Below are 26,582 nucleotides of genomic sequence, written 5' to 3'. Positions count from 1 at the left end.
GGGGGTGTCGGTCGGGGGCTGGACGGTGGGTTTGACGATGTGGCGCAGCGCATCGGCGTACAGCTGCTCCACCGTCTCGGCGCGGTGGGTGAGCACCGCCCGTTGGTTGATCGAGTCTTTGTCGGTGATCTCGCCGCGGTCGATGGTGGGCGGATCGGCCAGCAGCACCAGTCGGGCGACGCGGTTGGCGCTGCCGGTGGCCTGCCGCGCCAGCTCGTCGACCACGCGCTGGAAGTGCGCCAGCACCGCCGGGTGTTCGACCACGTCGTGCAGCGAGGCATCGGGCGGCAGCGGGCACAGCTCGCGCACCCGGGGGGTGGGGAACACCAGCGCGCCCACCTCGTTGCGGTTCAGGCCCGTGATCACCGCGTCCTGCACGTAGGGGGCGCCCGCTGCGATCAGGCGTGCGCGCAACGGGCCGACGCTGACGAAGGTGCCGGTGGCGAGCTTGAAGTCCTCCGCGATGCGGCCGTCGAAGCGCAGGCCGCGGTGCACGTCGGTCTCGTCGATCCAGCGCACCGCGTCGCCGGAGCGAAAGAACCCTTCCTCGTCGAAGGCGGCGGCCGTCTCGTCGGGGTTGCGCCAGTAGCCGGGCGTGACGTTGGGGCCGCGGTAGCGCACCTCGGTCTTGCCCTCGATGTCCACCAGCTTCACTTCCAGGCCCGGGGTGGGGATGCCCAGGTCGCCCGCGCGCACATCCGGGCTGGTGACGAAGAGCGCAAACGGCCCCGACTCCGTCATGCCCAGGCCGGAGGTCATGACGATGCGCTCGCCGGTCTCGCGCACCTCGCTCTCGTACAGGCTGTCCCAGATGGGTTGGGCCAGCGCCGCGCCGGCATAGAAGAACATGCGCACGCGCGACAGCAGGGTGCGACGCAGGGCGTCGTCGGTCTTCATCGCGTGGGCGATCGCCTCGAACCCCGTCGGCACGTTGAAATACACGGTCGGTGCGATCTCGCGCAGATTGCGCAGTGTCTCGCCGATCAGCGCCGGCGTGGGTTTGCCGTCGTCGATGTAGAGCGTGCCGCCGTGGTAGAGCACCATGCCGAAGTTATGGTTGCCGCCGAATGTGTGGTTCCACGGCAGCCAGTCCACCAGCACCAGGTCGCCTTCGGCCAGCACCGGCATGGATTGCGTCATTTGCTGCTGGTTGGCGCACCACATGCGCTGGGTGTTGATGACGGCCTTGGGCGCCTTGGTCGAGCCGCTGGTGAACAGAAATTTGACGATGGTGTCCGGCCCCGTGGCGGCCATGGCGGCGTCCACGGCGCCGGTCGCGGGGGTGGACGCCAGCGCCGAGAACGGCGTGGTGGGGCGATCGGGCAGAGCGCCTTCGGCCAGCACCGTCTCCGTGTCGATGGGCACCACGGCCTGGATGGCGCGGGCGTAGCGGGCATCTTGGGCGAACACCAGGCCCGGGGTGACCGTTCGCCAGACGTGGCGCAGTTTGTCGAAGTCGCTGCTGAGCAGCGCATAGGCCGGCGAAGCCGGCACCCAGGGTATGCCCGCCACCAGACAGCCCAGCGCCAACAGCGCGTGCTCCAGGCTGTTTTCGCTCAAGATCAGCACCGGCCGCTCGGCGGACAGGCCGCGCGACAGCAGGCCCTGGGCAATCGCGCGCGCGGTCTGCCAGGCCTCGGCAAACGTGACGTGCTGCCAGTCACCCAGCCCCGTCGTGCCGTCCTCGCGCACCTCGCGCCGGCGGCGGGCGAACAGCGTGCGCTGCGGTCGGGTGTGCGCCCAGTGCCGCAGGCGATCCGTCAGGCGGTCGGGGTGGGGTTGCAGCGCCTGCTCGGCACGCAGGTAATGGGTGCCGCGCTCGCCGTCGCGCACCTGCACGCGCGTCACGCCAAAGCGCAGCGGGCGAAACGGCGCCTGTGCGGCATCGGGCGGCCCCGGTGGAATGTCCATCGCGTTCATGTCTCCTCGTCCTCTCTGGTCGTGCGTGTCGTGGGCGGCCCGCTCAGGCGTCTTTGCGCACTTTGGCGGCCTTGCCTTCCAGGAAGGCGCGCAGCCGGGCCTTGGCCTCCGGTGCCGCCTGGGCAATGGCGGAGATCAGCGCCTCGGTGAACAGGCCGTGGTCGCTGGCCTGCTCGGCAATGCGGGGCAGGGCGTGCATCAGCGCAAAGTTGGTCAGCGGGGCGTTCTCGGCGATGCGGCGGGCCAGCTCCAGCGCTTTGGGCAGCGCCTGGCCCGCTGGCACGCGGTACTGGGCCAGCCCGATGCGCTCGCCAGCCTCGGCGTCGTAGACCCGGCCGGTCAGCATCATGTCCATCATGCGCGGCACCCCGATCAGTTTTGGGATACGCACCGAACCGCCGCCGCCCACGAAGATGCCGCGAGAGCCTTCGGGCAGGGCAAAGTACGCGCTGTCGTCCGCCACGCGTACATGGCAGGCGCTGGCCAGCTCCAGCCCACCCCCGACCACGGCGCCATGCAGGGCCGCCACCACGGGCACGCGGCCCTTCTCGATGGCTTCCAGCGCCGTGTGCCACAGGCGGGAGTGCATCACGCCTTCCCCAGCATTGCGCTCGCGCAGTTCCGACAGATCCAGCCCGGCGCAGAAGTGCTCGCCCTCGCCGCAGATGACCGCGGCGCGCGCGGCCTCCGGCAGGGTTTCGAAGGTTTGGCGCAGCGCCAGGATCAGCCCATCCGACAGGGCATTGCGCTTGGCCGGGCGCCGCAACCGAACGATGGCGACGGCGCCGTCCAGGGTAACGTCGACGGCTTGGAGATCGGGGGTGGCATTCATGAATACAGTTACAAAAAATAACGATAAGTGGAATGTAGCGGCACCACGCCCCGTTTCGGATCCGGGGAAACCCGCAGACGCCATATCCTTCCGTATCCTCCGATCCCGGCGCCATTCCGGACGAGCCCGGCGGGAGCGGCATACTCCCGTGCCATGCACGACGACGCTTCCAGCCCCCTCTACGCGGTCCGCGACGGTGTGGCCACGATCACCCTCAACCGCCCGCGCCATCGCAACCGCCTGCACGACGAAGACTTGCGCGCGCTGGTGTGCCATGTCGAGTCGGCCAACCGCGATTCCTCGGTGCGTGTGCTCGTACTCAACGCGCGTGTGCTGCCGGATGCGCCGGTCTTCAGTGCCGGTTTCCACCTGGGCGGATTCGGGGCGGATGCCGGGGCGGCCGTCGATGCCTTTGCCCATGCAGCCGACGCGCTGGCCCGGGCGCGCCCGGTCACGGTCGCGGCCTTGGCCGGCAGTGTCTATGGCGGGGCCACCGACCTGGCCTTGGCGTGCGACTTTCGCATCGGTGTCCAGGGGATGGAGCTGCGCATGCCCGCAGCCGCGCTGGGCCTGCACTACTACCCCAGCGGCATGCGCCGCTGCGTGGCCACGCTGGGGTTGTCGGCGGCGCGCCGGCTGTTCCTGTTCGCGGAACCGCTGGGCGCGGCCGAACTGCTGGCGCTGGGCTATCTGGATGAGTTGGTCGAGCCCGCCGACTTGGACGCCGCCGTGCGCCGCCGGTGCGCGCAGGTGCTGGCCCTGGCACCGCTGGCCGTCCAGGGCATGAAACAGACACTGCACGACATCGCCCTGGGGGAGCGCCGCCCGGACGATTGGCGCGCGCGCGAGGTGGCGACCCACGCCAGCCGCGACTTCGCCGAAGGCCGAGCGGCGTTTGCCGAGCGCCGCCCCGCCCGCTTCGAGGGCCGTTGATCCCGCGCGACGGTCACAGACCGCCAATGGCCCCCAGCCGTTGCGACAGCCGTTCGGCGGCGGTGCGCAGGGCGTGGGCTTGGGTGCTGCCCGGGCTCAGGTCGAGCAGGGCACTGGGGCCGATGGCGGCAATCGCCAGGGCCAGGCGGCCAAAGCCGTCGAACACCGGCACCGCCATCGCGCTGATGCCGGGCAGCAGCTCGTCGCGCACGCGGCTCAGGCGCTCGCGTCGGATGGCGTCCAGCTCGGCCACGAAGGCCGGATCCTGCAGGGCGTGCGTTTCGCCCTCGCGCGCCAGGGCCTCGGTCACCGCCGCGGGGGGCGCAAAGGCGGCAAAGATTTTGCCCGTGCCCGTGTGGCGCAGCGACGCCGGAGTGCCGTGGCGCATGGCCACATGCACGGCCGTGGGGCCGTGCTCCACATGCACGATGATGGGGCCCACCGGCCCCCACACCGCGGCCGACACCGTGCAGCCTACCGCTTGCGCCAGCGCAGGCAGCTCGGCCACCGCCAGCCGCACCGGGTCCACCTGCTGCAGCCCGATCAGCCCCAACTGCAACGCCAACGGCCCCAGGCCGTAGTGACCACTGACTGGGTCCTGCTCGATCAGGCCGATCTTGCCAAAGCTCACCAGATAGGGGTGCGCCTTGGCCGCGGCCATGCCCGCGGCGCGCGCCAAGTCCTTCAGCGGCAGGGCCGAGCCGCTGCGCACCAGCGCCTTGAGCAACTGCCCCCCCACCTCCACGCTCTGAATGCCGCGTGATCCGCGCGACTCGGCCTCGTCGCCCAGACCGCCGTCCGTCGCCAGGGAGGGTTGCCGTGCTGGATTCATGTCCATCATTGTCGGGCCGCCGGTCGGGCCGCTCTGGCGCACCGGGGTCAGGGTTTTTACTTAGTCGAATTCGTTAGACATGGTACAACGACCTCGCGTATCATCCGCGTTGTTGTATGACGAATGCGTTAGGTATGGATGAATTTTTGGCCTGCACCCACGGAGTCCCCCCGATGAGCACCAAAGCCTTTGCCAGCCAGGCCGACCTGCAGGACAAGCAGGTCAGCTTCACCCAGCTGTCCGACCACGCCTACGCCTACACGGCCGAGGGCGACCCCAACACCGGCGTCATCGTGGGGGATAACGCGGTGATGGTGATCGACACCCAGGCCACGCCAGTGATGGCGCAGGATGTCATCCGCCGCATCCGCGAGGTCACCGACAAGCCGATCAAATATGTGGTGCTGAGCCACTACCACGCGGTGCGCGTGCTGGGCGCCAGCGCCTACCAGCCCGAGCACATCATCGCCAGCCAGGACACCTACGACCTGATCGTCGAGCGCGGCGAGCAGGACAAGGCCAGCGAGATCGGGCGCTTTCCGCGCCTGTTCCGGGCGGTGGAGTCGGTGCCGCCGGGGTTGACGTGGCCCACCATCACCTTCACCGGCAAAATGACGATCTGGCTGGGCAAGTTGGAGGTGCAACTGTTGCAACTGGGCCGTGGCCACACCAAGGGCGACACGGTGGCTTGGCTGCCGCAGGAGAAGATCCTGTTCAGCGGCGACCTGGTGGAGTTCGACGCGACGCCCTACGCCGGTGATGCCTACTTCCGCGACTGGCCGCAGACGCTGGACAACCTCGCGGCGCTGAAGCCCGAAAAACTCGTGCCTGGCCGCGGCGCGGCGCTGACCGCGCCCGAGCAGGTGCAGGTGGGCCTGTCCGGCACCAAGGCGTTCATCTCCGACGTGTACGCCTGCGTCCAGGAAGGGGTGAAGGCCGGCAAGGACCTCAAGACGGTCTACAAGGACACCTACGCGCGGCTGCAGCCGAAGTACGGCCACTGGGTGATCTTCGACCATTGCATGCCTTTCGACGTCACGCGCTGCTACGACGAGGCCACGCAATATCCCGACCCCCGCATCTGGACCGCCGAGCGCGACCGCCAGATGTGGGAGACCCTGGAAGGCTGATGCCGCCTTCGCCACCCGAGAGGAGACCGACCATGCAGATTCAACGCATCCACCACGTCGCCTACCGCTGCAAGGACGCGAAGGAAACCGTCGAGTGGTACGTCAAGCACCTAAACATGAACTTCGTGCTGGCGATTGCCGAGGACCGGGTGCCCTCCACCAAGGCGCCGGACCCGTACATGCACGTGTTCCTCGACGCGGGGCAGGGCAATGTGCTGGCGTTTTTTGAGCTGCCCAACTCGCCGGCCATGGGGCGCGACACCAATACCCCCGAATGGGTGCAGCACATCGCCTTCAAGGTGGACAGCGTGCAGACGCTGGAGGAGACCAAGGCGCGCCTGGAGGCGGCCGGCATCCCCGTCGTTGGCGTGACGGACCACACCATCTTCAAGAGCATCTACTTCTTCGACCCGAACGGCCACCGCGTGGAACTGGCGGCCGATGTCGGCACGCCCGACATGTACGAGAAGCTCGATGCGGTCAAGTGGGACATGCTCAACGAGTGGGCCCAGACCAAGCGCGCGCCGAAGCACGCCGCCTGGATGCACGAAAAAGAGTTCCACGCCGTCGACTGAACATGTTGCACACCTACACCTATCCCAAGTACGAGTATCGGCAGAGCGACGAGCAGCGCGATGGCCGGCGGGTGCGTCACCCGGTCGTCGTCATCGGCGCTGGCCCTGTGGGCATGACGCAGGCCCTGGACTGTGCCGCCCGTGGCATCCCCACCGTCGTGCTCGACGACAATGACACGGTCAGCGTTGGCTCGCGTGCGGTGTGCTACGCTAAGCGGCCGCTGGAGATCTGGGACCGCCTGGGGATGGCCGAGGACTTCGTCGCCCAGGGCATTCAGTGGAAGGTGGGCAAGGTCTTCTTCCGCGACGAGCTGGTCTACCAGTTCGACCTGCTGCCGGAGGACCACCACAAGATGCCGGCGATGATCAACCTGCAGCAGTACTACCTGGAAGAGCGACTGGTGCGCGCCTGTGACGAGTCGCCCCTGGTGGACCTGCGCTGGAAGCACAAGGTGCTGGCGATCGAGACGCACGACGACCACGTGGTGCTGACGATCGAGACGCCCGACGGCATCTTCAAGACCGAGGCGTCGTGGCTGATCGCCTGCGACGGCGCCAGCAGCGACACGCGCCGCATGATCGGCGCGGACTTCACTGGCCAGTTCTTCCAGGACCGCTTCTTGATCGCCGACGTGGTGATGAAAGCGGACTTCCCGACCGAGCGCTGGTTCTGGTTCGATCCCCCGTTCCACCGCGGCCAGAGCGTGCTGCTGCACAAACAGTGCGACAACGTCTGGCGCATCGACTTCCAGCTCGGCTGGGACGCCGATCCCAACGAGGAGAAGAAGCCCGAGCGCGTCATCCCGCGCATCCAGGCCATGCTGGGGCCGGATGTGCCATTCGAGTTGGAGTGGGTGTCGGTGTACCAGTTCGCCTGCCGGCGCATCGACCGCTTCCGCCACGGGCGGGTGTTCTTCGCCGGCGATGCGGCGCACCAGGTCTCGCCGTTTGGCGCGCGTGGGGCCAACAGCGGGGTGCAGGACTGCGACAACCTGAGCTGGAAACTCAAGGCCGTGCTGGATGGCGACGCGCCCGAGGCCCTGCTGGACACCTACCACGACGAGCGCGCCTTCGCCGCCGACGACAACTTGCTGAACTCCACCCGCTCCACGGACTTCATCACGCCCAAGAGCCGCACCTCGCTGCGGCTGCGCAACGCGGTGTTGGAGCTGGCGCGCACCGAGCCGTTCGCGCGCCCGCTGGTCAACAGCGGACGGCTGTCCACGCCGACGCCCTACGTGCACTCGCCGCTCAACACGCCGGATGCCGAATCGTTCGCCGGCCGCATGACGCCGGGAACCAACTGCGCCGATGCCCCGGTCGAAGTCGACGGCCGTCCGGGCTGGCTGCTGAACGAGCTCGGCCGGGGTTTCGTGCTGCTGAGCTTCGGGCCCGCCGAGCCGGTGCGCGTCGGCAACGTCGAAGCCGCGGTCTTGCAGGTCGGCCGGGACATCGTCGACCGCGCCGGCGTGCTCACCCAGCGCTACGATGGTCAGCCGGGCACGGTGTACCTGATCCGCCCCGACCAGTACGTCGCAGCCCGCTGGCGCCGCTTCGACCGCGCCGCGGCCGAGGCCGCCCTCGCTCGGGCGCTCGGCCGCAGCCTGGCCTGATCGTCGCCTGACCTCCCGACTGCCAACGCACCGTGAAGCCATGTCTCTGAACCGTCAACCCAACATCGCCGAGCACGACGCCTTCTACGAGGAGCTGATCAACGCCCAGCGCGACCTTGGCGACGAGCAGGCGGAGATGTTCCTCGCCAAGCTCGTGCTGATCCTGGCCAACCACGTCGGCGACCGCGCCGTGCTGTCCGAGGCGATCGCGCTGGCCCGCGCCAACACCCTCGCGACCGCCGCCTGAACGCTGCGCTGGTCGGATTGCTTCTAGCGCGATACCCCGCCCCCGCCTTTGGCGCCCATGTCCTTGCTCAACGAAACCCACGACCCCGCCCTGCGCAGCTGGGTGGACGGTGCCCAACGCCCGGGTCACGACTTTCCCATCCAGAACCTGCCGTTTGCCAGCTTTCGCCGTCGTGATCGCGGCGAATCCTGGCGCGGCGGGGTGGCGATCGGTGACGCCATCGTCGATCTGGCGGCGCTGCACCGGGTCCACCCGTTCGCGGGTATGGCCGCCGAGGCGCTGGCTGCGGCCGCTCAGCCGCAGCTCAATGCGCTGATGGCCTTGGGGTCGGCCCACTGGAGCGCACTGCGGCTGGCGCTGTCGCGGGCGCTGCGCGAGGGCAGCCCCCAACGCGCCGTGATCGAGCCCTGTCTGGTGCCACAGGCCGAGGCCGAGTACGGGCTGCCGGCGCGCATCGGCGACTACACCGATTTCTACACCTCGGTTCACCACGCCACCAACATCGGCCGCCAGTTCCGGCCCGACAACCCGCTGCTGCCCAACTACAAATGGGTGCCCATCGGCTACCACGGCCGCAGTTCCAGCATCGCGGTGTCGCCGCAGGCCTTCCACCGGCCGCGCGGGCAGGTCAAGGCGCCGGACGCCGAGGCGCCCACCCTCGCGCCCAGCCGGAGGTTGGACATCGAATTGGAACTGGGCATCTTCGTTGGGCCCGGCAACGCGCTCGGCGACGCGATCCCGGTGGCCGAGGCCGAATCGCATGTGTTCGGCATCGTGCTGCTCAACGACTGGTCGGCGCGCGACATCCAGGCCTGGGAGTACCAGCCGCTCGGGCCTTTCCTGGCCAAGAACTTTGCCAGCACGATCTCGCCCTGGGTCGTGACGCTAGAGGCGCTGGCCCCGTACCGCGTCCCCTTCGAGCGGCCGGCCACCGATCCCCAGCCGCTGCCGTACCTGGACGATCCGGCCAACCGCGCGCAGGGGGCGTTCGACATCCGCCTGTCGATCGGCTGGCAGACGCCGCGCATGCGCGAGCAGGGGATGGCCGACCACGTGGTGGCGCAGACCAGCTACCGCCACGCCTATTGGACCGTGGCGCAGATGGTGGCCCACCACACAGTCAATGGCTGCAATCTGCAGCCGGGGGATTTGTTGGGCACCGGCACGCTCTCCGGCCCGACGCTGGAGCAGGCGGCGGCCGTCATCGAGCTGACGCTCGGCGGCAAACAGCCCCTGAGCCTGCCCGGTGGCGAGCAGCGCACCTATCTGGAGGACGGCGACACGGTCGTGCTGCGCGGCTGGTGCGAGGCGCCGGGGGCGGCGCGCATCGGCTTCGGCGAGTGCCGCGGCACGGTGCTGCCCGCCCGCGGCTGATGGTGTGCCTCCAGCGTGGGGACCGGCTGCCGGGCCGTGGCCTGGGGACGGAGACTGGGTATTGCGTTTTGCAATAGCAGTTTGTTTGCTATGGCCATTTTGCAAGCCGACGGCGCGCACTACAGTTCATGCGCACGACCGTTGGGCCGACGGTCTCGGGCGCCTAGGGCAAACCCCTAGGTTAGAAATCGGCACACCAATTGGTTCATTGCAATAATCGTCAGTGTGCTGGTTATTTTCGGCATATCCACCCTCGCGCGGCCACCCGCGCCATCGCAATCCGCAGGAGACATGACATGAAAACCCCCTGGTCGCTTCGTGCACTGACCGCCGCCCTCGGTGGCGCGCTGTTGGCCGGTGCCGCGTGGGCACAGCAGGTGACGCTGCGCGTGCGCCACTTTCTGCCCGCGCAGGCCATTGTGCCACGCTTGGCCATCGAGCCCTGGGCCAAGAAGATCGAGGCCGAGTCCGGTGGCCGCATCAAAGTGCAGATCTTCCCGGCCATGCAGATGGGCGGCACGCCGGCACAGTTGTTCGATCAGGCGCGCGACGGCGTGGCCGATGTGACCTGGACGGTGCTGGGCTACACCCCCGGCCGCTTTCCGAAGATGGAGGTGTTCGAGCTGCCCTTTATCACCCCGAACAACGACCGCGCCGGCGAGATCACCTCGCGCGCGGCCTGGGAATTCGCGCAGCGCTTTGCGGCGGACGAGTTCAAGGACGTCAAGCTGATTGCGGTGCACACCCACGGTCCGGGCCTGCTCCACACCAAGCAGCCCGTCACGGGGCTGGAGAGCGTGCGCGGCATGAAAATCCGCGGTGGCACGCGCATCGTCAACAACATGCTGACCAAACTGGGCGCTACGCCCGTGGGTATGCCCGTGCCGCAGGTCACCGAGGCGCTGTCCAAAGGCGTGATCGACGGCACCACCATTCCCTGGGAGGTGGGCCCGTCCGTGCGCGTGCACGAGATGGTGAAGAACCACACCACCTTCGCCGGCGACAAGGCGCTCTACAACATGGCCTTTGCGTTCTCGATGAACAAGGCCAAGTACGAGTCGCTGCCGGCCGATCTCAAGAAGGTCATCGACGACAATTCGGGGGCGCAGACGTCGGCCTTCTTTGGTCAGGCGATGGACCAGGGTGACAAGAGCGGCAGAGAGATCGCCACCAAGGCCGGCAACAAGATCACCCAGCTCGAGCTGGCCGAGACCCAGCGCTGGCTGCGCACCGCCAGCAGCGTGGAGGACGACTGGGTCAAGGAAGTCCGGGCCAAGGGCATCGACGGTGCGCAACTGGTGAGCGAGGCCCGCGCGCTGCTGGCCAAGTACGCCAAGTAAACTGTCGTGCAGTGGGCGCGCGCATGGCGATTCGCCATGCGCGTTTTGCCAACTGCGGCCCCCGCGCCGGGGCACCTCACAGACGAGAAGATCAACATGACGACTTGGGTATTTCGACTCGCGCGCTGGTCGGCCATCGTGGGCGGGGTGGTGCTGTGCGTCATCACGCTCATGAGCGTGACCAGCATCACCGGCCGGGCGCTTTCCGGCGTGGGGCTCGGACCGGTGCCGGGCGATTTCGAGCTGGTGGAGGTCGGCACCGGCGTGGCGGTGTTTTTGTTTCTGCCGTGGACCTACCTGCGCGGCGGGCACGCGACCGTGGACCTGCTCTACAACCACCTGCCGGCCTTTTTGCAAAAGGCGGTCTCGATGGTGTGCGATGTTTTGATGCTGGCCTTGTGGCTGATACTGACCTGGAAGCTGTGGGACGGTATGCTCGAAAAGCGCGAATACCTGGAGACCACCTTCATCCTGCAAATGCCGGTGTGGTGGGCCTATGCCGCCTGTTTCGTGGGCGCGCTCGTCGGCTGTCTGGCCTACGTTACCAAGACGTTGATCAATCTCGGACTGGCGCGCTATCCCGAGGGTTGGCCGGTCGAATCCGCGGGGGTGCATTGAGATGACGGTAATCGAACTGGCCGCATGGTCGTTTCCGGTCCTGTTGGCGCTGATCTTCATTCGCGTGCCCATCGGGCTGGCCATGGCCGTGTGCGGCTTGGTCGGGGCGTACCTGGTGTACGGCACTCCCGTGCCGCTGCTCAATCAGCTCAAGCAGGTGACATTCACCACCTTTTCCAACTACAACCTGTCGGTGATCCCGCTGTTCCTGCTGATGGGACAGTTCGCCGCGCTGGGGGGGCTGTCGCGGTCGCTGTTCAAGGCGGCGGAGGCCTGGATCGCCCACTACAAAGGCGGCGTCGCCATGGCCGCCGTCGGGGCGTGTGCGGGCTTCGGGGCCATTTGCGGCTCCTCGCTGGCCACGGCGGCCACCATGGGGCAGGTGGCCTTGCCCGAGCTGCGGCGGGCCGGTTATTCCGGCGCCCTGTCCACGGCCTGTCTGGCCGCGGGCGGCACGCTCGGCATCCTCATCCCGCCGTCGGTGGTGCTGGTCATCTACGCCATCCTGACCGAGCAGAACATCGCCAAGCTGTTCCTCGCGGCGTTCGTGCCGGGCATTCTGGCCGCCGTCGGCTACATCATCGTGATTTCGATTTATGTGCGCCTCAAGCCCGACAGCGCTGGGCGCATGGCGCCCGTCCCCATGGCCGAGCGCTGGAAAGCCCTGGGCAGCACCTGGCCGGTGATCGTCATTTTTCTGTCTGTCGTGGGCGGGATTTACACCGGCATCTTCACCCCGACCGAGGGGGCCGCGGTCGGCGCCTTCGGCACCGGGTTGGCGGCGTGGCTGGCGGGCGGGCTCAATGCCAAGACGCTGCGCGAGGCCATCTTCGGCACTGCCATCGCCACGGGCATGATTTTCATGATCGTGCTGGGCGCGGGGCTGTACAACACCTTCTTGGCGTTGTCGCAACTGCCGCAGGAACTGGCCCAGTGGGTCATTGGCCAGGGCCTTAGCCCGTGGCTGGTGCTCGCCCTGATTCTGGTGATTTACCTGCTGCTGGGCTGCGTCATGGATTCGCTGTCCATGATTTTGCTCACCATCCCGATCTTCTTCCCGATGATCATGGGGTTGGACTTCGGCATGACGCCGGAGGAAACCGCCATCTGGTTCGGCATCCTGGTCCTGATCGTGGTGGAGGTCGGTCTGATCACCCCGCCGGTGGGGATGAACCTGTTCGTCATCAACAACATGGCGCGCAGCGTACCGATCGTGCAGACCTACCGCGGGGTCACGCCGTTCGTCATCAGCGATCTGGTGCGCACGGCCATCCTGGCCGCTTTCCCTGGCATCACGCTGTTTGCGCTGTGGATGACGTCGTGAGCAATGCCGGTGAGAGCGTGCCGGCGGTCACGCGCGTCGGCTTGGTCGGGCTGGGGGAGGTGGGGACGATCCTGGCCCGGGCCCTGGCCCTCCAGGGCCTGCGTTGGCTGGGCGGCTGGGACGTCAAGCTCGTCCACGCCGACACCCGCGACGAAGTGCGCGCGCGTGCCCATGTTGCTGGGCGGCCCTCATGCAGCGGCGTTGCAGCCCATCGTGCAAGGCTGGGGCATGCAGGTGCAGGTGGCGTCCGACCGCCTGGGCGTGGCGTCGGCCACCAAGATGTGCCGCAGCGTCATGATCAAAGGCCTGGAGGCCTTGGTCATCGAGGGCTTCACCGCAGCCCGCCACTACGGGGTGGAGCACGCGATGATCGCCACGCTGCAAGAGACGTTTCCGAGCATTGACTGGCCGGCGCAGGCGGCCTATTTTTACAGCCGGGTGGCGCAGCATGGTCAGCGCCGCGCGGAGGAGATGCGCGAAGTCGCCCGCACCGTGGCCGAGGCGGGCTTCGAGCCGCTGATGGCCCGCGCCATCGCCGACAAGGACGACTGGATGGCGGCGCAGCGGCGCGTCGGCGCGTTTGGCGGGGTCAGCGATCCGGCGGTGTGGCAGCAGTGGGCGGATGCGCTGTTAGCGGCGCGGCGCTCGGGCGACGATCCGCTATCTCGCTGATCGCGCCGAGGCGTTCCTGGCACAGTGCGCGGATCACATCGGCCGCGGCCTGTTGGGTGCGTGTGCCGGGCCGGTGGGCGCTGCTGACCAGAGCCACGCGCGGGCGCAGTTCCGGCTGGGTGATCGGTCGGGTTTGCAGGGCGCTTGGGCGCGTCCAGCTCGCCACCGCGTGGGGCGACAGGATGGCGCAGCCCAGCCCCTCGGCCACCAGTTCCAAAATCGCGGCCACGCCGTCGATTTCCAGCACCACGTGCGGCTTGTGCCCCAGCGCCGCCAGGGCCGCCTCCACCTGCATGCGCAGCGCATTGGGGCGGCTGGGGATGATCAAGGGCAGGGCGGCGACGTCGGCCAGGGGAATGGGCAGTGGCGAAGCGTTGGCCAGCCCCGGCGGGCGGGCCTGCACCAGCGCCAGCGTCTCGTCGAACAGGGGCTCGACCTGGTGGTCGGCCGACACGGGCGGGTTGTAGACCAGCGCCAGGTCGAGCTGGCCTTGGTGCACCTGGTCCCACATGGCGGCGGACAGGCCCTCGGCGATGGTGAGCGTGGCTTCCGGCAGGGCGCGGCGGAAGGCGCGTGTCAACGGTACCGCCAGCAGACGGGCCAGGCTGGGGGGCAGGCCGATGGCCACGCGCCCCGCCAGCGCCCCGCGCACACGACCCAGTTCCTCCCGCGCGCGCTCCACCTGGTGCAGGATACCGCGTCCGTGCGCCAATAGTACCTGGCCGGCCTCGGTCGGGATGGCCCCGCGGCCGTTGCGCAACAGCAGGTTGTGGCGTAGCTCCACCTCCAGTTGGCGGATTTGTCGACTCAGCGCGGGTTGGGCGACGCCTAGGGCATGCGCCGCGCGCGTGAAGCTGCCCAGCTCGGCCACGCGCACGAAGTATTCCAACTGTTTCAGGTCCACGGCCGTCCCGCCGCTTTGGCGGCTCCTATCGATACAAAATTGCGATACCAGATAGTCTGATCGGCATATTCTGGCATAACCAGATCCGCGTCAGAATGGTGGCTTATGACCCGCGACACCGCCAATCAGTCCATGCCCCATTCCTTGCCGTCGGCCGATGCCCCGTCCCCTTTGCGTGGTCTGTCCTCCATGGCGACGCGGCTGGTGCTGACCGACGTGGTGGACGCGTGGCGTGCTGCGGGCGGCGGCCCGGTGGACATCGAGTCGCTGGGCGGGGTCGATGCCGCCCGCCGCGTCGAGGCGGGCGAGGCTGTGGATGTGGTGATTTTGGCGGCCGATGCCATCGACCGCTTAATGGCGGCCGGCCATCTGTTCCCCGGCAGCCGGGTCGATTTGGTGCGCTCCGACGTGGGCGTGGCGGTGCGCGCCGATGCCCCGGCGCCGGACATCGGCACCGAGGCCGCGGTGCGTGCCGCGGTATTGGCCGCCCGTCGCATCGGGTATTCGACCGGCCCGAGCGGGCAGGCGCTGGCGCAGCGCTTTGCGTGTTGGGGCATTGCGGACCAGGTCGCGCCCAAGCTGGTGGTGCCCCCACCGGGCGTGCCCGTGGGCGCCCTGCTGGCGCGGGGCGAAATCGATCTGGGCTTTCAGCAGCTGAGCGAACTCATCCACGTCGAGGGCATCCGGTTGCTGGGCATCCTGCCGCCCCCAATCGACATCGTCACCGTGTTTTCCGGGGCCGTGGCCCGCACCAGCCAGCACCCCGAGGCGGTGCGTGCGCTGCTGGCCTTCATGGCCTCGCCAGCGGCCGAAGCCGCTAAACGCCGCCAGGGCATGCGCCCGGCCTGACCCCCCGTCCGATCCCCCAGGAACACCCCATGCGACCCCCGCTCGTCATCGACGTCCACGGCCACTACACCACCGCCCCCAAGGCGCTGGAGGATTGGCGCCACCGCCAGATCGCCACGCTGGGCGATCCGGCCCATGCCCCCAGCCCGCACGAGCTGCGCATCAGCGATGACGAGATCCGCGAGTCGATCGAGACCAACCAGCTCGCCAAGATGCGCGAGCGCGGCGGCGATCTCACCGTCTTCAGCCCGCGCGCCAGCTTCATGGCGCACCACATCGGCGACTTCCAGACCTCGGCCACCTGGGCGGCGATCTGCAACGAGCTGGTCTACCGCGTCACGCAGCTCTTCCCCGAGCACTTCGTCGGCGCGGCCATGCTACCGCAGTCGCCCGGCGTCGATCCGCGCACCTGCATCCCCGAGCTGCGCACGTGCATCGAGCAGTACGGCTTCGTCGGCCTCAACCTCAACCCCGACCCCTCCGGCGGCCATTGGCGCGAGCCGCCGCTGACCGACCGCTGGTGGTACCCGATCTACGAGGTGATGGTCGAGTACGACATCCCGGCCATGATCCACGTCAGCACCTCGTGCAACGCGTGCTTCCACACCACCGGGGCGCACTACATCAACGCCGACACCACGGCGTTCATGCAGTTGATCCAGGGCGACCTGTTCAAGGACTTTCCGACGCTGCGCTTCATCATCCCACACGGCGGCGGGGCGGCCCCGTACCACTGGGGCCGCTACCGCGGGCTGGCGCAGGAACTCAAAAAACCCCGCTTACACGAGCATCTGCTGGGCAATGTGTTTTTCGACACCTGCGTCTACCACCAGCCCGGCATCGACCTGCTGACGCGCGTGGTGCCGGTGGACAACATCCTGTTTGCCAGCGAGATGATCGGCGCCGTACGCGGCATCGACCCCGAGACCGGTAACCACTACGACGACACCAAGCGCTACGTGCTGGCCACGCCGCACCTGGACGAGGCCGCGCGGCGCAAGGTGTTCGAGACCAACGCCCGCCGCGTCTTTCCGCGGCTGGACGCCAAGCTCAAGGCGCGCGGCCTCTGAGCCGCCGCGCCCGACCGTCTATTCAGGAGCCCCCACCATGCACTACGAACTCGGCGTCGTCTACCGCCACATCGTGCGCGCCGACCGCGCCGTCGCCGATGCGCTGGCGGCCTTCGGCAGCGCCACCGTGCACGAGGCCATGGGCCGCGTCGGCCTGATGAAGCCTTACATGCGCCCGATCTACGCGGGCGCGCAGGTCAGCGGCACGGCGGTCACCGTGCTGCTGCACCCGGGCGACAACTGGATGATGCACGTGGTGGCCGAGCAGATCCAGCCCGGTGACGTGGTCGTCGCGGCCCTGACCGCCGAGTGCTGCGACGGCTACTTCGGCGATCTGTTGGCCACCAGCTTTCAGGCGCGCGGGGCGCGCGCGCTGGTGATCGACGCCGGCGTGCGCGACGTGCGCACGCTCACCGAGATGGGCTTTCCGGTCTGGTGCAAGTGCATCAGCGCCAAGGGCACGATCAAGGCCACGCTCGGCTCGGTCAACATCCCCGTGGTGTGCGCCGGTGCGCTGGTGCACCCGGGTGACGTCATCGTCGCCGACGACGACGGCGTGGTGGTGGTGCCGCGTGAGAAGGCCGCCACGACGCTGGAGGCGGCACGCCGGCGCGAGGCCGCCGAGGCCACCAAGCGCGCCCAGCTCGCCAGCGGTGTGCTCGGGCTGGACATGTACGACATGCGCCCGGCGCTGGCCCAGGCTGGCCTGCGCTACGTCGATTGAGCGGGAGGCCAGCATGGACCGACCCACCACCGGCGGCTTCGCCAAGACCCCCGGCTGGCTCGACTGGTACGACGGCCCGAGCCGGCCGCGCCTGCGGCTGCCCGAAGGCGCGGTGGACGCGCACTGCCACGTCTTCGGCCCCGGCGCGCGCTTTCCGTACGCGCCCGAGCGCAAGTACACCCCCTGCGACGCCAGCAAGGAGCAGCTGTTCGCGCTGCGCGACCATCTGGGCTTTGCGCGCAACGTCATCGTGCAGGCCACCTGCCACGGCACCGACAACCGCGCGCTGGTGGACGCCTGCCTGGCCAGTGGCGCACGCGCGCGCGGCGTGGCCACGGTGCGGCGCGACGTCAGCGATGACGAACTCGAGCGGCTGCACGCCGCCGGCATCCGCGGCGTGCGCTTCAACTTCGTCAAGCGGCTCGTCGATTTCACGCCGAAGGACGAGCTGCTGCAGATCGCGCAGCGCATCGCGCCGCTGGGCTGGCACGTCGTCGTCTACTTCGAGGCAGCGGACCTGCCGCAGCTGTGGGACTTCTTCACCGCGCTGCCGACCACCGTGGTGGTGGACCACATGGGCCGCCCGGACGTGACCCAGCCGGTGGACGGGCCGCAGTTCAGCCTGTTCGTGCGCCTGCTGCGTGAGCACCCCCACATCTGGACCAAGGTCAGCTGCCCGGAGCGGCTCTCGGTCTCGGGGCCGCCGGCGCTGCCGGGGCGCTGTGGGCCAGACCAACCGCCGTACGCCGACGTGATCCCGTTCGCGCGCCACCTGGTGCAGGCCTTTCCCGACCGTGTGCTGTGGGGCACCGACTGGCCGCACCCCAACCTGAAGGACCACATGCCCGACGATGGGCTGCTGGTCGACTGGCTGGCGCACATCGTCCCGGACGCGGCGCACCTGCGCCGGCTGCTGGTGGACAACCCCATGGGCCTGTACTGGCCCGACGAGTCGAAAGGAGCCTGACGCGATGGCCTTGCACAAACCCTACGCCGACATCCCCGGCACCGTCATCTTCGACGCCGACCAGAGCCGCAAAGGCTACTGGCTTAACCAGTTCTGCATGAGCCTGATGAAACCCGAGAACCGCGCCCGCTATTTGGCGGACCGGCGCGGCTACCTCGACGAATGGCAGATGACCGAGGAGCAAAAGCAGGCTGTGCTGGATGGCGACCTCAACCGCTGCATCCAGCTCGGCGGCAACATCTACTTCCTCGCCAAGCTCGGCGCCACGCACGGCAAAAGCTTTCAGCAGATGGCCGGCTCGATGACCGGCATGACCGAGGAGGAGTACCGCGCGATGATGCTGGCCGGCGGGCGGCGGATCGACGGCAACCGCCGCCTCGGCGAAGACGGCGACGCCCAGCCGCACCGCCAGCCGCAGGGTCACGGCAGCGGCCGTCTGTTCTGAGCCCCATTTCCGGAGACGATCCCATGGCGCGCATCACCGCCTCCGTCTACACCAGCCACGTGCCCGCCATCGGCGCAGCGCTCGACCACGGCAAGACCCACGAGCCGTACTGGCAACCGCTGTTCGCCGGTTACAAGGTTTCCCAGCAGTGGCTGCGCGAGCACATGCCCGACGTGGTCTTCCTCGTCTACAACGACCACGCCACCGCCTTTAGCCTGGAGTTGATCCCGACGTTAGCCATCGGCTCCGCGGCGCGTTTTCCCATCGCCGACGAGGGCTGGGGCCCGCGGCCCGTGCCCGAGGTCATTGGCCATCCGGAGCTGGCCAGCCACATCGCGCAAAGCGTCATCCAGGACGACTTCGACCTCACGATCGTCAACAAGATGGCCGTCGACCACGGCCTGACGGTGCCGCTGTCGCTGATGTGCGGTCAGCCGGCCGAGTGGCCGTTCAAGGTGATTCCGTTCGCGGTCAACGTGGTGCAGTACCCGGTGCCGTCGGGGCGGCGCTGCTTTGCGCTTGGGCAGGCGATCCGCCGCGCCGTCGAGAGCTTCGACAAGGACCTGAAGGTGCAGATCTGGGGCACCGGCGGCATGAGCCACCAGTTGCAGGGGCCGCGCGCGGGGCTCATCAACCGCGAGTGGGACAACCGCTTCCTCGATCGCCTGATCGACGAGCCGGCCGGCTTGGCCGAGGTGCCGCACGTCGAATATGTGCGCGAGGCCGGCAGCGAGGGCATCGAACTGGTCATGTGGCTGATCGCGCGCGGCGCGATGGCCGATGTGGCCGGCGGCCCCAAACCGCGCGTCGCGCATCGCTTCTACCACGTGCCCGCGAGCAACACCGCCGTGGGCCACCTGATCCTGGAGAACGCCGTATGACCATCCAAGTCGCCCTGGCCGGGCCGGGTGCCTTTGGCCAGAAACACCTGGACGCGATCAGCAACATCCCCGACGTCAAGGTCGTCTCGCTGATCGGCCGCGAGCCGGCCAAGACCGCCGAGGTGGCCGCCCAGTACGGCGTGCCGCACACCACCACCGAACTGGCCGAGGCGCTGGCGATGAAGGAGGTGGACGCCGTCATCCTGTGCACGCCGACGCCGCTGCACGCCGCCCAGGCCAAGGCGTGCCTGCAGGCCGGCAAGCACGTGCAGGTCGAAATCCCGCTGTGCGACGTGCTGCGCGAGGGCGAGGAGGTGCTGGCCCTGCAGCGCCAGACCGGGCTGGTGGCGATGGTGGGGCACACCCGCCGCTTCAACCCCAGCCACCAGTGGATTCACCGGCGCGTCGTGGCGGGCGACTACACCGTCCAACAAATGGACGTGCAGACCTACTTCTTCCGTCGCACCAACATGAACGCGCTGGGCCAGCCGCGCAGTTGGACCGACCACCTGCTGTGGCACCACGCGGCGCATACGGTGGACCTGTTCGCCTACCAGACGCGCAGCCCGATCGTGCAGGCGCACGCGATCCAGGGACCGTACCACCCGCAGCTCAGGATCGCGATGGACATGAGCATCCAGCTCAAGGCGGCCAGCGGTGCCATCTGCACGCTGAGCCTGTCGTTCAACAACGACGGACCGCTGGGCACGTTCTTCCGCTACGTCGGCGACAGCGGCACCTACATCGCCCGTTACGACGACCTGGTGCAGTGCCACAGCAAGGGGCCGGAGACGCCGGTGGACGTCAGCGGCGTGGACGTCTCGATGAACGGCATCGAGCTGCAAGACCGGGAGTTCTTCGCCGCCATCCGCGAGGGGCGCGAGCCCAACGCCAGCGTGGCCCAAGTGCTGCCGTGCTACCAGGTGCTGCACCATCTGGAGCAGCAGCTGCTGGCGGACAACGGCCCGGCGCCGCGTTGATCCCGGAGAAGCGAGCATGACGGGCAGTTTCGTGGGTGGCCAAACGGCGCCCGCCCTGATAGCGCCGCCGGCGCCGTGGCCGACGCGGCGCCTGGGGCCGTTCGAAGTCTCGGCCATTGGCCTGGGCTGCAGTTCGCCGCGCTGGACGCCACCTTCACCCCGCAGGCCGTCAGCGGCGCGCGCTAAAACGCTCTGAGCGAAGACGAGGTGGACACCGAGCGCTTTTAAATTCCCCAGCGGTTGCCGTGTACCGCTTCGGGACCCGATCCCTCTAGACCGCAAGCCCATGGACCCGCACACCCCTGCGACGCGCGCCATCCCCGGCACGCAACCCTTCGACGGCGCGCTGGCACAGCGCGGTTATGCGCTCAACAAAATGTGCTTCTCCTTCAACGAGGCCGCCAACCGCGAGGCCTTCCGAGCCGACGCGGAGGCCTACATGGCCCGCTTCGGCCTGAGCGAGGAGCAAAAAGCCGCCGTGCGCAGCGGTCAGGTGCTGCGCATGCTGGCCGCCGGTGGCAACGCCTATTACCTGGCCAAGCTGGCCGGCATATTCGGCTGGGATATGCAGGACATTGGTGCGCAACAGACTGGCGTGACCAAGGCCGAGTTCCAGGACAAGCTGGTGGCCGCCAACCAGCAGTGTTGAGGCCCACCGCTGCAGGAGACGTTCCGATGGCCCAGATCGTCGGTGGCTTGGCCACCTCGCACATCCCCGCGATCGGCAACGCGATTGCCAAAGGCAAACAGGCCGAGCCGTATTGGAAGCCGTTCTTCGACGGCTTTCCCCCCATCCACGCCTGGCTGCGGCAGGTGCAGCCCGAGGTCGTCGTCGTGTTCTACAACGACCATGGGCTGAACTTCTTTCTCGACAAGCTACCGGCCTTTGCCATCGGGGCCGCGGCCGAGTACCACCATGCGGACGAGGGCTGGGGCATCCCGACCACGGCGCCGCTGGCCGGTTGCCCGGAGCTGTCGTGGCACCTGGTCGAGCAGCTCACCGCGGCGGAATTCGACCTGACAGTCTGCCAAGAGATGCGTGTGGACCACGCCTGCACGATCCCCTTCCAACTGTTCTGGCCCGACCAGCTCCCCGCGCCGGTGCGCATCGTGCCCATCCACATCAACACGGTGCAGTTTCCCTTGCCGCCGGCCCGGCGCGTGTATGCGCTGGGGCGGGCGGTGGGGCGCGCCATCGGCCGCTGGGGCGACACCCGGCGGGTCGCCGTGATGGCCACCGGCGGGCTGAGTCACCAGTTGGAAGGCGAGCGCGCAGGCTTCATCAACAAGCGCTTCGACCTGCAGTTTCTGCAAAGCATGGAGACCAACCCCGAGTGGGCTACCCGGTTCAGCGACCGCGAGCTGGTCGAATTGGCCGGGACGCAAGGGGTGGAGTTGCTGATGTGGCTGGCCATGCGCGCCGCACTCACCGAGGCTGGCAGCGGCGTGCGGCTGGTGCACCGCAACTACTACATCCCCATCTCCAACACCGCCACCGGCGTCATTGCGCTGGAAGCTGTGCCCTGATCGGAGCGCCCAGCGCCGGGCCGCGGGTCAGGGGCGCCGTGGCCTAGGCCGCGCCCAGCTGAAACACCGACACCGCCTGCAGCAGCCGTTGCGCCTGCTCGCGCAACGCCTCGGCCGCCGCGGCCGACTGCTCCACCAGCGCCGCGTTCTGCTGCGTGCTCTGGTCAAGCTGGCTCATTGCGGCGTTGACCTGGCGGATGCCTTCGCTCTGATCGCGCGCGGTGTGGGTGATCTCGCCGATCGTGTCCGCCACGCGCTGGATGGCCTGCACGATGTCGTCCATGGTCTGACCTGCCTGCTGCACCTGGGCGCTGCCGGCCTGCACCTTGGCGACGCTGGTTTCGATCAGCGCCTTGATCTCGTGCGCGGCTTGGGCGCTCCTCTGCGCCAGCGCGCGCACCTCGCCGGCCACCACGGCAAAGCCCCGTCCGGCCTCGCCAGCGCGCGCAGCCTCCACCGCGGCGTTGAGCGCCAGGATGTTGGTCTGGAACGCGATGCCGTCGATGACGCCGATGATGTCGGCGATCTTTTGGCTGCTGGCTTGGATCTCGCCCATCGTGCTGACCACCTGCGCCACCGTCTCGCCGCCGCGGCGTGTGGTGTCGGCGGCCTGCGCAGCCAGCTCGTTGGCACTGCGTGCCGCATCGGCGCTGTGTTGCACGCTGTCGGTCAGGTGCTGCAAGCTGGCGCCGGTTTGCTGCAGGCTCGCCGCCGCGCTCTCGGTTCGGCGGCTCAGATCCTGCGTGCCGCCCGCGATCTCGCCCGCGGCATTTTCGATCTGCTGCACGGCACCGCGGATGCCGCTGACGGCGGTGGCGATGCGGCCGATGACGTCCTTGAGCCGCTGCGCTAGCGGCGTCGTGGCGCGCAGGTGGGCCACATCCAGCGCCACATGCCCGCCGCGGGACAGGCTGTCGGCGAGCGCGGCCACTTCGGCGTTGTCGCGCACCTGACGCGCCAGCCACAGGATCAGCATCACCTCGAAGCCGGTCTGCACGACCACATAGATGGCGTGCAGGAAGATGACCGGAAAGTTCGGCTCGCTCAGGCAGTACAGGCCCCAGCCAGCCGCCTGCAGGCGGTCGAACGCCACGTGGTGCACCGCAAACAGCGCTGCGGACCACACCACTGGGCGCCAGTCCAGGTAGGTCATCAGCAGCGCCAGCGTCACGAACACGCCGAAGTGGAACTCGATCATCCCGGCCGAGACCTGGATGTGCAGCATCACCAGCGTGGACAGCGATGTCGCCAGCAGCAGCCGACCAGCCAGCGTGCCGCGCAGCGTCACAAAGCCGATCACCCCCGGCAGCGACAGGCCGACCAGCCACGCCAGCGCCGCCCCCAGGCTCAGCCCCGGCCGTTGCATCAGCAGCAGAATCGGCACCGACGCGACGGCGTACAGCGCAAGCGCGGCGAGCATGGCCAGGTCGCCCCGGCGGTAGATGGGCAGCAACGGGTCGCACGGGGCGGCGGTCACGGAGTCTCTCCTCTTTCAAAGCAAAAGAAGCGGAGCGGTTTGGACCGATTCCACCCGTTTTGCCATCGATGCCGTTTAAGTGTCGCAGATTTTTGCGAGGCTGCCGTGATCGATGTCAAAGGTTGTCGAGGAAGCTGCGCAGCTTCTCGGACCGGCTGGGGTGCTTGAGCTTGCGGATCGCCTTGGCCTCGATCTGGCGGATGCGCTCGCGCGTGACGTCGAACTGCTTGCCGACCTCTTCCAGCGTGTGGTCGGTGGACATATCGATGCCGTAGCGCATGCGCAGCACCTTGGCCTCACGCGGGGTCAGCGTGTCCAGGATCTCCTTGACCACGTCGCGCAGGCCGGCCTGCATCGCGGCGTCCATCGGCGCCACGTTGGCCGTGTCCTCGATGAAGTCGCCCAGGTGGCTGTCATCGTCGTCCCCGATCGGCGTCTCCATCGAGATCGGCTCCTTGGCGATCTTCATGATCTTGCGGATCTTGTCCTCCGGCATGTCCATCTTTTCCGCCAGGATGGAGGCATCTGGCTCGACGCCGAACTCCTGCAGGTGCTGGCGGCTGATGCGGTTCATCTTGTTGATCGTCTCGATCATGTGCACCGGGATACGGATGGTGCGCGCCTGGTCGGCGATCGAGCGGGTGATCGCCTGACGGATCCACCAGGTGGCGTAGGTCGAGAACTTGTAGCCGCGGCGGTATTCGAACTTGTCCACCGCCTTCATCAGCCCGATGTTGCCCTCTTGGATCAGGTCCAGGAACTGCAGCCCGCGGTTGGTGTACTTCTTGGCGATCGAGATGACCAGGCGCAGGTTGGCCTCGATCATCTCGCGCTTGGCGTCGCGAGAAGTGGCCTCGCCTTCGTTCATGCGCTTGTGGATTGCCTTGAGCTGATCCAGCGGCACCACTACCTGGGTCTGCAGATCGATCAGGCGTTGCTGCAGCTCCTGAATGGCGGGGATGTTGCGCCCGAGCACCGCGCTCCAGGGTTTGCCCGCCGCGGCCTGCCGCTCCACCCACTGCAGGTTGAGCAGGTTGCGCGGGAAGTCGGCGATGAATTTTTCCTGCGGCATGCCGCACTTGTCGACGATGATGCGGCGCAGCTCGCGCTCGACCTTGCGCACCATGTCCACCTGCTGGCGCACCTTGTCGCACAGCGTCTCGATGGCCTTGGCCGTGAAGCGGATGGTCATCAGCGTCTCTGTGATGCGCGCCTGCACGGCCTGATAGCGTGGCGAGCCCCAGCCGTCCTGCTCGTACACCTGGTGCAGCTCGTCGAACAGCGCGCGGATGGCGTCGAAGCGCTCCAGCGCCTCGCGCTTGAGCTCCTCCATCTTGCGCGTCAGTGCCTTGGAGCCCCCCTTGCCATCGTCGTCGTCCTCGTAGTCGTCGAAGTCCTCTTCCGCGACATAGTCGTCGGCCTCGTCGGCATCGGCAAAGCCGTCCACGATGGCCGAGATGATCGTCTTGCCGTCGCGGATTTCCTCCGCCATCAAGAGGATGTCGTGGATGATCGCCGGCGACTCGGAGATCGCGGCCATCATCTTGTGCAGCCCACTTTCGATGCGCTTGGCGATCTCGATCTCGCCCTCGCGCGTGAGCAGCTCCACGGTGCCCATTTCGCGCATGTACATGCGCACCGGGTCGGTGGTGCGGCCGAATTCGCTGTCCACGGTGGACAGGGCGGCCTCGGCTTCCTCTTCGGCCTCCTCCTCGGTGGTCACGGCGGTGGGCGCGCCGGTCAGCAGCAGCGTTTCGGCGTCCGGCGTCTGGTCATAGACCGCCACCCCCATGTCGTTGAGCAGCGAGACGACCACTTCCAGCGTCTCCTGCTCGACCAACTTGTCCGGCAGGTGGTCGTTGATTTCGCCGTGGGTCAGGTAGCCGCGGGTCTTGCCCAGCTTGATGAGCTGCTTGAGTTTTTCGCGGCGCAGCTTGGCTTCTTCCTCGGTCAGCACCGTGTCGTCCAGGCCGAACTCCTTCATCAGGGCACGTTCCTTGGCCTTGGACAGCTTCATGCGCAGCGGTTTGGCCTTCTCCGTCGGCTCGGCCTCCGCAGTCTCGTCGGTAACGGCCTCGACTTCCTCATCGACCAGATCGTCGTCGAGGTCGCCCAGCTCGGCGTCGTCGAACACGTCTTCTTCGGCCTTCTTGGCTGGTTTGCGGCCGCGCTTGGCGCCTCCTTTGGACGTTGCTCCGGCCTTGGCGGTTTTGGCGGCGGTCTTAGGCGCGGGCTTCTCGGCCGCGGATGCCGTGGCCGTCGTTTCGGCGGCGGCGGCCGTGGTCGCCCCCGGCGTCACGGCCGCGTCGGCCGCGGCGGCGGTGGCCGTTCGGCTCGTGCGCTTGCGTGCCGGGGCGGCGGGTGCGGACACGGCTTCGGGGGTTTCGGCGGGGCTGGCAGCGGTTTTCTTGGAACGGGTGCTCACGGCAAACGCTTTCTGCCCGGTGCGGGGCCGGGCCTGACGGGGTCGGACGAGCGGAAAACGACCGGCGGGGACGACGCCGTCGAACGTGGGATGCCCCGGGTGGCGACACGCACGCCCAGGCACGCAGGCAACGACATCGACGCGCGGCCACGCCCAGATGGGGTAGCCGGCCGGCTTCGCAAGCGGGGTGGGCGAACATTTGGTGTGCAGTCCTTGCGGGGCGGGCGCCTGTCGCACCCTGGCCAACGGGGTGTCGTCCCGCGTGCGCGACTGGTGGTCGGCGGGATGGGCCCGCGCCGCCAGTCCGACCTATGGCCCTGTCCGGAGGTGCTGCTGTCGCACTTGCGAAACCCTGTATTATAAGGAATCGTCGCCCTGTTGCAACAGGTTGCGCTCCGCCAACACCTCGCGGTAGCGGGCTTGCGCATGCGGGTCGGAGCCGGCGCGGGCGAGCAGCGCCGTTTCCAGTTGCTTGAGCGCCTCGATGCGCATGCGCCGCAACAGCTCGCGCAGTTCGCGCCGCATCTCGGCGGCGTCGGTCGGGGTGTCGTCTGCTAGGCCGTCGTCCATCCGAGCGAGCCCGAGGCCGCTGTCGTGCAGTGCCACGGCGAGCGCCTCGAACGGCTGGCCATGCAGCCCCTCGCGCAGCGCCGCCCACGGCTGCGGGCCGTGCTCCAGCCACTGCGCCTCCAGCCAGGCGAACAGCGGCCCGTGTGGCGGCGGCTCCTGCGCCAGCAGCGCGTGGTCGTCGGCGGTCAGCCAGTCCCAGGCCGCGGGCGTGGTCAGCACGATGCGCGCGATGCGGTCGCCGCGGCCGAGCAGCCCGCGCGCGGCGCGGCGCGCCTGCAGCGCCGCCGGGTCCGGCCGCGCGGGCCAGCGCACGCGCGGTGCAGGCGGGGGGCTGGCGGCATCCTGGGCTGGGG

General features: G+C 68.3%; 25 protein-coding genes and 1 pseudogene. 19 read left to right on the top strand and 7 right to left on the bottom strand.

The annotated features are described in order from the left end of the window. Together V7026_RS05495 and V7026_RS05490 are read right to left on the bottom strand one after the other, a co-directional pair. Nucleotides 1–1,911 (bottom strand): feruloyl-CoA synthase (locus V7026_RS05495; RefSeq protein WP_443082316.1); only part of this gene is annotated, 1,911 nt, incomplete at its 3' end. A 52-nt stretch (nt 1,912–1,963) separates the two neighbouring features. Continuing rightward, a complete protein-coding gene (locus V7026_RS05490) occupies nt 1,964–2,752 on the bottom strand; it encodes a crotonase/enoyl-CoA hydratase family protein (protein ID WP_334154324.1) in 789 nt (262 codons plus the stop codon). A gap of 153 nt (nt 2,753–2,905) precedes the next feature. Between V7026_RS05490 and V7026_RS05485 the strand changes: the two genes are divergently transcribed. Next, a complete protein-coding gene (locus tag V7026_RS05485; RefSeq protein ID WP_334154323.1) occupies nt 2,906–3,685 on the top strand; it encodes an enoyl-CoA hydratase/isomerase family protein in 780 nt (259 codons plus the stop codon). A gap of 13 nt (nt 3,686–3,698) precedes the next feature. On the opposite strand, the gene V7026_RS05480 is transcribed toward V7026_RS05485, so the two are convergent. Next, nucleotides 3,699–4,517 carry an IclR family transcriptional regulator gene (locus V7026_RS05480; RefSeq protein WP_334154322.1) on the bottom strand — a complete coding sequence of 273 codons (819 nt, stop codon included), beginning with the start codon at nt 4,515–4,517 and terminating at the stop codon, nt 3,699–3,701. Nucleotides 4,518–4,690: 173 nt separating this feature from the next. Between V7026_RS05480 and V7026_RS05475 the strand changes: the two genes are divergently transcribed. From V7026_RS05475 to V7026_RS05435, 9 genes are all read left to right on the top strand, one after another. Beyond that, nucleotides 4,691–5,647, top strand: a complete 957-nt coding sequence (locus tag V7026_RS05475) for an MBL fold metallo-hydrolase (protein WP_334154321.1) — start codon at nt 4,691–4,693, stop codon at nt 5,645–5,647. Between the two features lie 32 nt (nt 5,648–5,679). Then, nucleotides 5,680–6,222 carry a VOC family protein gene (locus V7026_RS05470; RefSeq protein WP_334154319.1) on the top strand — a complete coding sequence of 181 codons (543 nt, stop codon included), beginning with the start codon at nt 5,680–5,682 and terminating at the stop codon, nt 6,220–6,222. A gap of 2 nt (nt 6,223–6,224) precedes the next feature. Next, entirely contained in the window at nt 6,225–7,835 is a 1,611-nt protein-coding gene (locus V7026_RS05465; RefSeq protein WP_334154318.1) for an FAD-dependent oxidoreductase, read from the top strand. 40 nt (nt 7,836–7,875) lie between these two features. Beyond that, nucleotides 7,876–8,082, top strand: coding sequence for a DUF2783 domain-containing protein (locus V7026_RS05460; protein ID WP_334154317.1), 207 nt, complete (start codon nt 7,876–7,878; stop codon nt 8,080–8,082). 57 nt (nt 8,083–8,139) lie between these two features. Then, nucleotides 8,140–9,456, top strand: a complete 1,317-nt coding sequence (fahA, locus tag V7026_RS05455; protein WP_334154316.1) for a fumarylacetoacetase — start codon at nt 8,140–8,142, stop codon at nt 9,454–9,456. A gap of 296 nt (nt 9,457–9,752) precedes the next feature. Next, nucleotides 9,753–10,796 (top strand): TRAP transporter substrate-binding protein, encoded by a 1,044-nt coding sequence (locus V7026_RS05450; protein ID WP_334154315.1) that lies wholly within the window; start codon nt 9,753–9,755, stop codon nt 10,794–10,796. 96 nt (nt 10,797–10,892) lie between these two features. Then, complete coding sequence (locus V7026_RS05445) at nt 10,893–11,414, top strand: TRAP transporter small permease (protein ID WP_334154314.1); 522 nt, start codon at nt 10,893–10,895, stop codon at nt 11,412–11,414. 1 nt (nt 11,415) lies between these two features. Then, nucleotides 11,416–12,738 carry a TRAP transporter large permease gene (locus tag V7026_RS05440; protein WP_334154313.1) on the top strand — a complete coding sequence of 441 codons (1,323 nt, stop codon included), beginning with the start codon at nt 11,416–11,418 and terminating at the stop codon, nt 12,736–12,738. A gap of 171 nt (nt 12,739–12,909) precedes the next feature. Then, the gene (locus tag V7026_RS05435) at nt 12,910–13,410 is read left to right on the top strand and encodes a DUF1932 domain-containing protein (RefSeq protein ID WP_334154327.1); all 501 of its coding nucleotides are present in this window, start codon (nt 12,910–12,912) and stop codon (nt 13,408–13,410) included. Here V7026_RS05435 and V7026_RS05430 read toward each other — a convergent pair. Continuing rightward, a complete protein-coding gene (locus V7026_RS05430) occupies nt 13,328–14,314 on the bottom strand; it encodes a LysR substrate-binding domain-containing protein (protein ID WP_334154312.1) in 987 nt (328 codons plus the stop codon). The two genes, V7026_RS05435 and V7026_RS05430, sit on opposite strands and share 83 nt — an antisense overlap. A 189-nt stretch (nt 14,315–14,503) precedes the next feature. Between V7026_RS05430 and V7026_RS05425 the strand changes: the two genes are divergently transcribed. The 9 genes from V7026_RS05425 (at nt 14,504) to V7026_RS05385 (ending at nt 21,757) form a co-directional block, all read left to right on the top strand. After that, nucleotides 14,504–15,163: a substrate-binding domain-containing protein gene (locus V7026_RS05425; protein ID WP_334154326.1), complete on the top strand. Its 660-nt coding sequence runs from the start codon at nt 14,504–14,506 to the stop codon at nt 15,161–15,163. Nucleotides 15,164–15,192: 29 nt separating this feature from the next. Next, entirely contained in the window at nt 15,193–16,233 is a 1,041-nt protein-coding gene (locus V7026_RS05420) for an amidohydrolase family protein (RefSeq protein ID WP_334154311.1), read from the top strand. A gap of 37 nt (nt 16,234–16,270) precedes the next feature. Next, nucleotides 16,271–16,957: a 4-carboxy-4-hydroxy-2-oxoadipate aldolase/oxaloacetate decarboxylase gene (gene ligK / locus V7026_RS05415; RefSeq protein ID WP_334154310.1), complete on the top strand. Its 687-nt coding sequence runs from the start codon at nt 16,271–16,273 to the stop codon at nt 16,955–16,957. Nucleotides 16,958–16,970: 13 nt separating this feature from the next. Beyond that, a complete protein-coding gene (locus V7026_RS05410) occupies nt 16,971–17,924 on the top strand; it encodes an amidohydrolase family protein (RefSeq protein ID WP_334154309.1) in 954 nt (317 codons plus the stop codon). Nucleotides 17,925–17,928: 4 nt separating this feature from the next. Continuing rightward, a complete protein-coding gene (gene ligA, locus V7026_RS05405) occupies nt 17,929–18,369 on the top strand; it encodes a protocatechuate 4,5-dioxygenase subunit alpha (RefSeq protein ID WP_334154308.1) in 441 nt (146 codons plus the stop codon). A gap of 23 nt (nt 18,370–18,392) precedes the next feature. After that, nucleotides 18,393–19,250: a class III extradiol dioxygenase subunit beta gene (locus V7026_RS05400; protein WP_334154307.1), complete on the top strand. Its 858-nt coding sequence runs from the start codon at nt 18,393–18,395 to the stop codon at nt 19,248–19,250. Next, nucleotides 19,247–20,230, top strand: a complete 984-nt coding sequence (locus V7026_RS05395) for a Gfo/Idh/MocA family oxidoreductase (protein WP_334154306.1) — start codon at nt 19,247–19,249, stop codon at nt 20,228–20,230. The genes V7026_RS05400 and V7026_RS05395 overlap by 4 nt, the downstream gene beginning before the upstream one ends. Nucleotides 20,231–20,516: 286 nt before the next feature. Beyond that, nucleotides 20,517–20,879 carry a protocatechuate 4,5-dioxygenase subunit alpha gene (locus V7026_RS05390; RefSeq protein ID WP_334154304.1) on the top strand — a complete coding sequence of 121 codons (363 nt, stop codon included), beginning with the start codon at nt 20,517–20,519 and terminating at the stop codon, nt 20,877–20,879. Nucleotides 20,880–20,905: 26 nt separating this feature from the next. Next, on the top strand, nt 20,906–21,757 hold the full coding sequence (locus V7026_RS05385; RefSeq protein WP_334154303.1) for a class III extradiol dioxygenase family protein: 852 nt from the start codon (nt 20,906–20,908) through the stop codon (nt 21,755–21,757). Nucleotides 21,758–21,800: 43 nt separating this feature from the next. Here V7026_RS05385 and V7026_RS05380 read toward each other — a convergent pair whose 3' ends face one another. The 3 genes and pseudogenes from V7026_RS05380 to V7026_RS05370 form a co-directional block, all read right to left on the bottom strand. After that, nucleotides 21,801–23,234: a methyl-accepting chemotaxis protein gene (locus tag V7026_RS05380; RefSeq protein ID WP_334154302.1), complete on the bottom strand. Its 1,434-nt coding sequence runs from the start codon at nt 23,232–23,234 to the stop codon at nt 21,801–21,803. 115 nt (nt 23,235–23,349) lie between these two features. Further along, nucleotides 23,350–25,659, bottom strand: coding sequence for an RNA polymerase sigma factor RpoD (gene rpoD / locus V7026_RS05375; RefSeq protein ID WP_334154301.1), 2,310 nt, complete (start codon nt 25,657–25,659; stop codon nt 23,350–23,352). 357 nt (nt 25,660–26,016) lie between these two features. Next, nucleotides 26,017–26,582 (bottom strand): annotated as a pseudogene (locus V7026_RS05370) (hypothetical protein); the annotation flags it as partial.

This window comes from Tepidimonas sp. (assembly GCF_036825565.1).
Classification (GTDB): Bacteria; Pseudomonadota; Gammaproteobacteria; order Burkholderiales; family Burkholderiaceae_C; genus Tepidimonas.
This window is presented reverse-complemented; position numbering and strand designations above follow the sequence as displayed.

What these genes read in the sequence shown, in the direction of transcription:
- V7026_RS05435 (WP_334154327.1), top strand. Translation starts at nt 12,910, where the DNA reads ATGTTGCTGGGCGGCCCTCATGCAGCGGCGTTGCAGCCCATCGTGCAA.
- V7026_RS05400 (WP_334154307.1), top strand. Translation starts at nt 18,393, where the DNA reads ATGGCGCGCATCACCGCCTCCGTCTACACCAGCCACGTGCCCGCCATC.
- V7026_RS05465 (WP_334154318.1), top strand. Translation starts at nt 6,225, where the DNA reads ATGTTGCACACCTACACCTATCCCAAGTACGAGTATCGGCAGAGCGAC.
- V7026_RS05385 (WP_334154303.1), top strand. Translation starts at nt 20,906, where the DNA reads ATGGCCCAGATCGTCGGTGGCTTGGCCACCTCGCACATCCCCGCGATC.
- V7026_RS05410 (WP_334154309.1), top strand. Translation starts at nt 16,971, where the DNA reads ATGGACCGACCCACCACCGGCGGCTTCGCCAAGACCCCCGGCTGGCTC.
- V7026_RS05485 (WP_334154323.1), top strand. Translation starts at nt 2,906, where the DNA reads ATGCACGACGACGCTTCCAGCCCCCTCTACGCGGTCCGCGACGGTGTG.
- V7026_RS05490 (WP_334154324.1), bottom strand. Translation starts at nt 2,752, where the DNA reads ATGAATGCCACCCCCGATCTCCAAGCCGTCGACGTTACCCTGGACGGC.
- ligA (WP_334154308.1), top strand. Translation starts at nt 17,929, where the DNA reads ATGGCCTTGCACAAACCCTACGCCGACATCCCCGGCACCGTCATCTTC.
- V7026_RS05425 (WP_334154326.1), top strand. Translation starts at nt 14,504, where the DNA reads ATGGCGACGCGGCTGGTGCTGACCGACGTGGTGGACGCGTGGCGTGCT.
- V7026_RS05395 (WP_334154306.1), top strand. Translation starts at nt 19,247, where the DNA reads ATGACCATCCAAGTCGCCCTGGCCGGGCCGGGTGCCTTTGGCCAGAAA.
- V7026_RS05420 (WP_334154311.1), top strand. Translation starts at nt 15,193, where the DNA reads ATGCGACCCCCGCTCGTCATCGACGTCCACGGCCACTACACCACCGCC.
- V7026_RS05470 (WP_334154319.1), top strand. Translation starts at nt 5,680, where the DNA reads ATGCAGATTCAACGCATCCACCACGTCGCCTACCGCTGCAAGGACGCG.
- V7026_RS05460 (WP_334154317.1), top strand. Translation starts at nt 7,876, where the DNA reads ATGTCTCTGAACCGTCAACCCAACATCGCCGAGCACGACGCCTTCTAC.
- V7026_RS05440 (WP_334154313.1), top strand. Translation starts at nt 11,416, where the DNA reads ATGACGGTAATCGAACTGGCCGCATGGTCGTTTCCGGTCCTGTTGGCG.
- V7026_RS05390 (WP_334154304.1), top strand. Translation starts at nt 20,517, where the DNA reads ATGGACCCGCACACCCCTGCGACGCGCGCCATCCCCGGCACGCAACCC.
- V7026_RS05445 (WP_334154314.1), top strand. Translation starts at nt 10,893, where the DNA reads ATGACGACTTGGGTATTTCGACTCGCGCGCTGGTCGGCCATCGTGGGC.
- V7026_RS05450 (WP_334154315.1), top strand. Translation starts at nt 9,753, where the DNA reads ATGAAAACCCCCTGGTCGCTTCGTGCACTGACCGCCGCCCTCGGTGGC.
- ligK (WP_334154310.1), top strand. Translation starts at nt 16,271, where the DNA reads ATGCACTACGAACTCGGCGTCGTCTACCGCCACATCGTGCGCGCCGAC.
- V7026_RS05480 (WP_334154322.1), bottom strand. Translation starts at nt 4,517, where the DNA reads ATGAATCCAGCACGGCAACCCTCCCTGGCGACGGACGGCGGTCTGGGC.
- V7026_RS05475 (WP_334154321.1), top strand. Translation starts at nt 4,691, where the DNA reads ATGAGCACCAAAGCCTTTGCCAGCCAGGCCGACCTGCAGGACAAGCAG.
- fahA (WP_334154316.1), top strand. Translation starts at nt 8,140, where the DNA reads ATGTCCTTGCTCAACGAAACCCACGACCCCGCCCTGCGCAGCTGGGTG.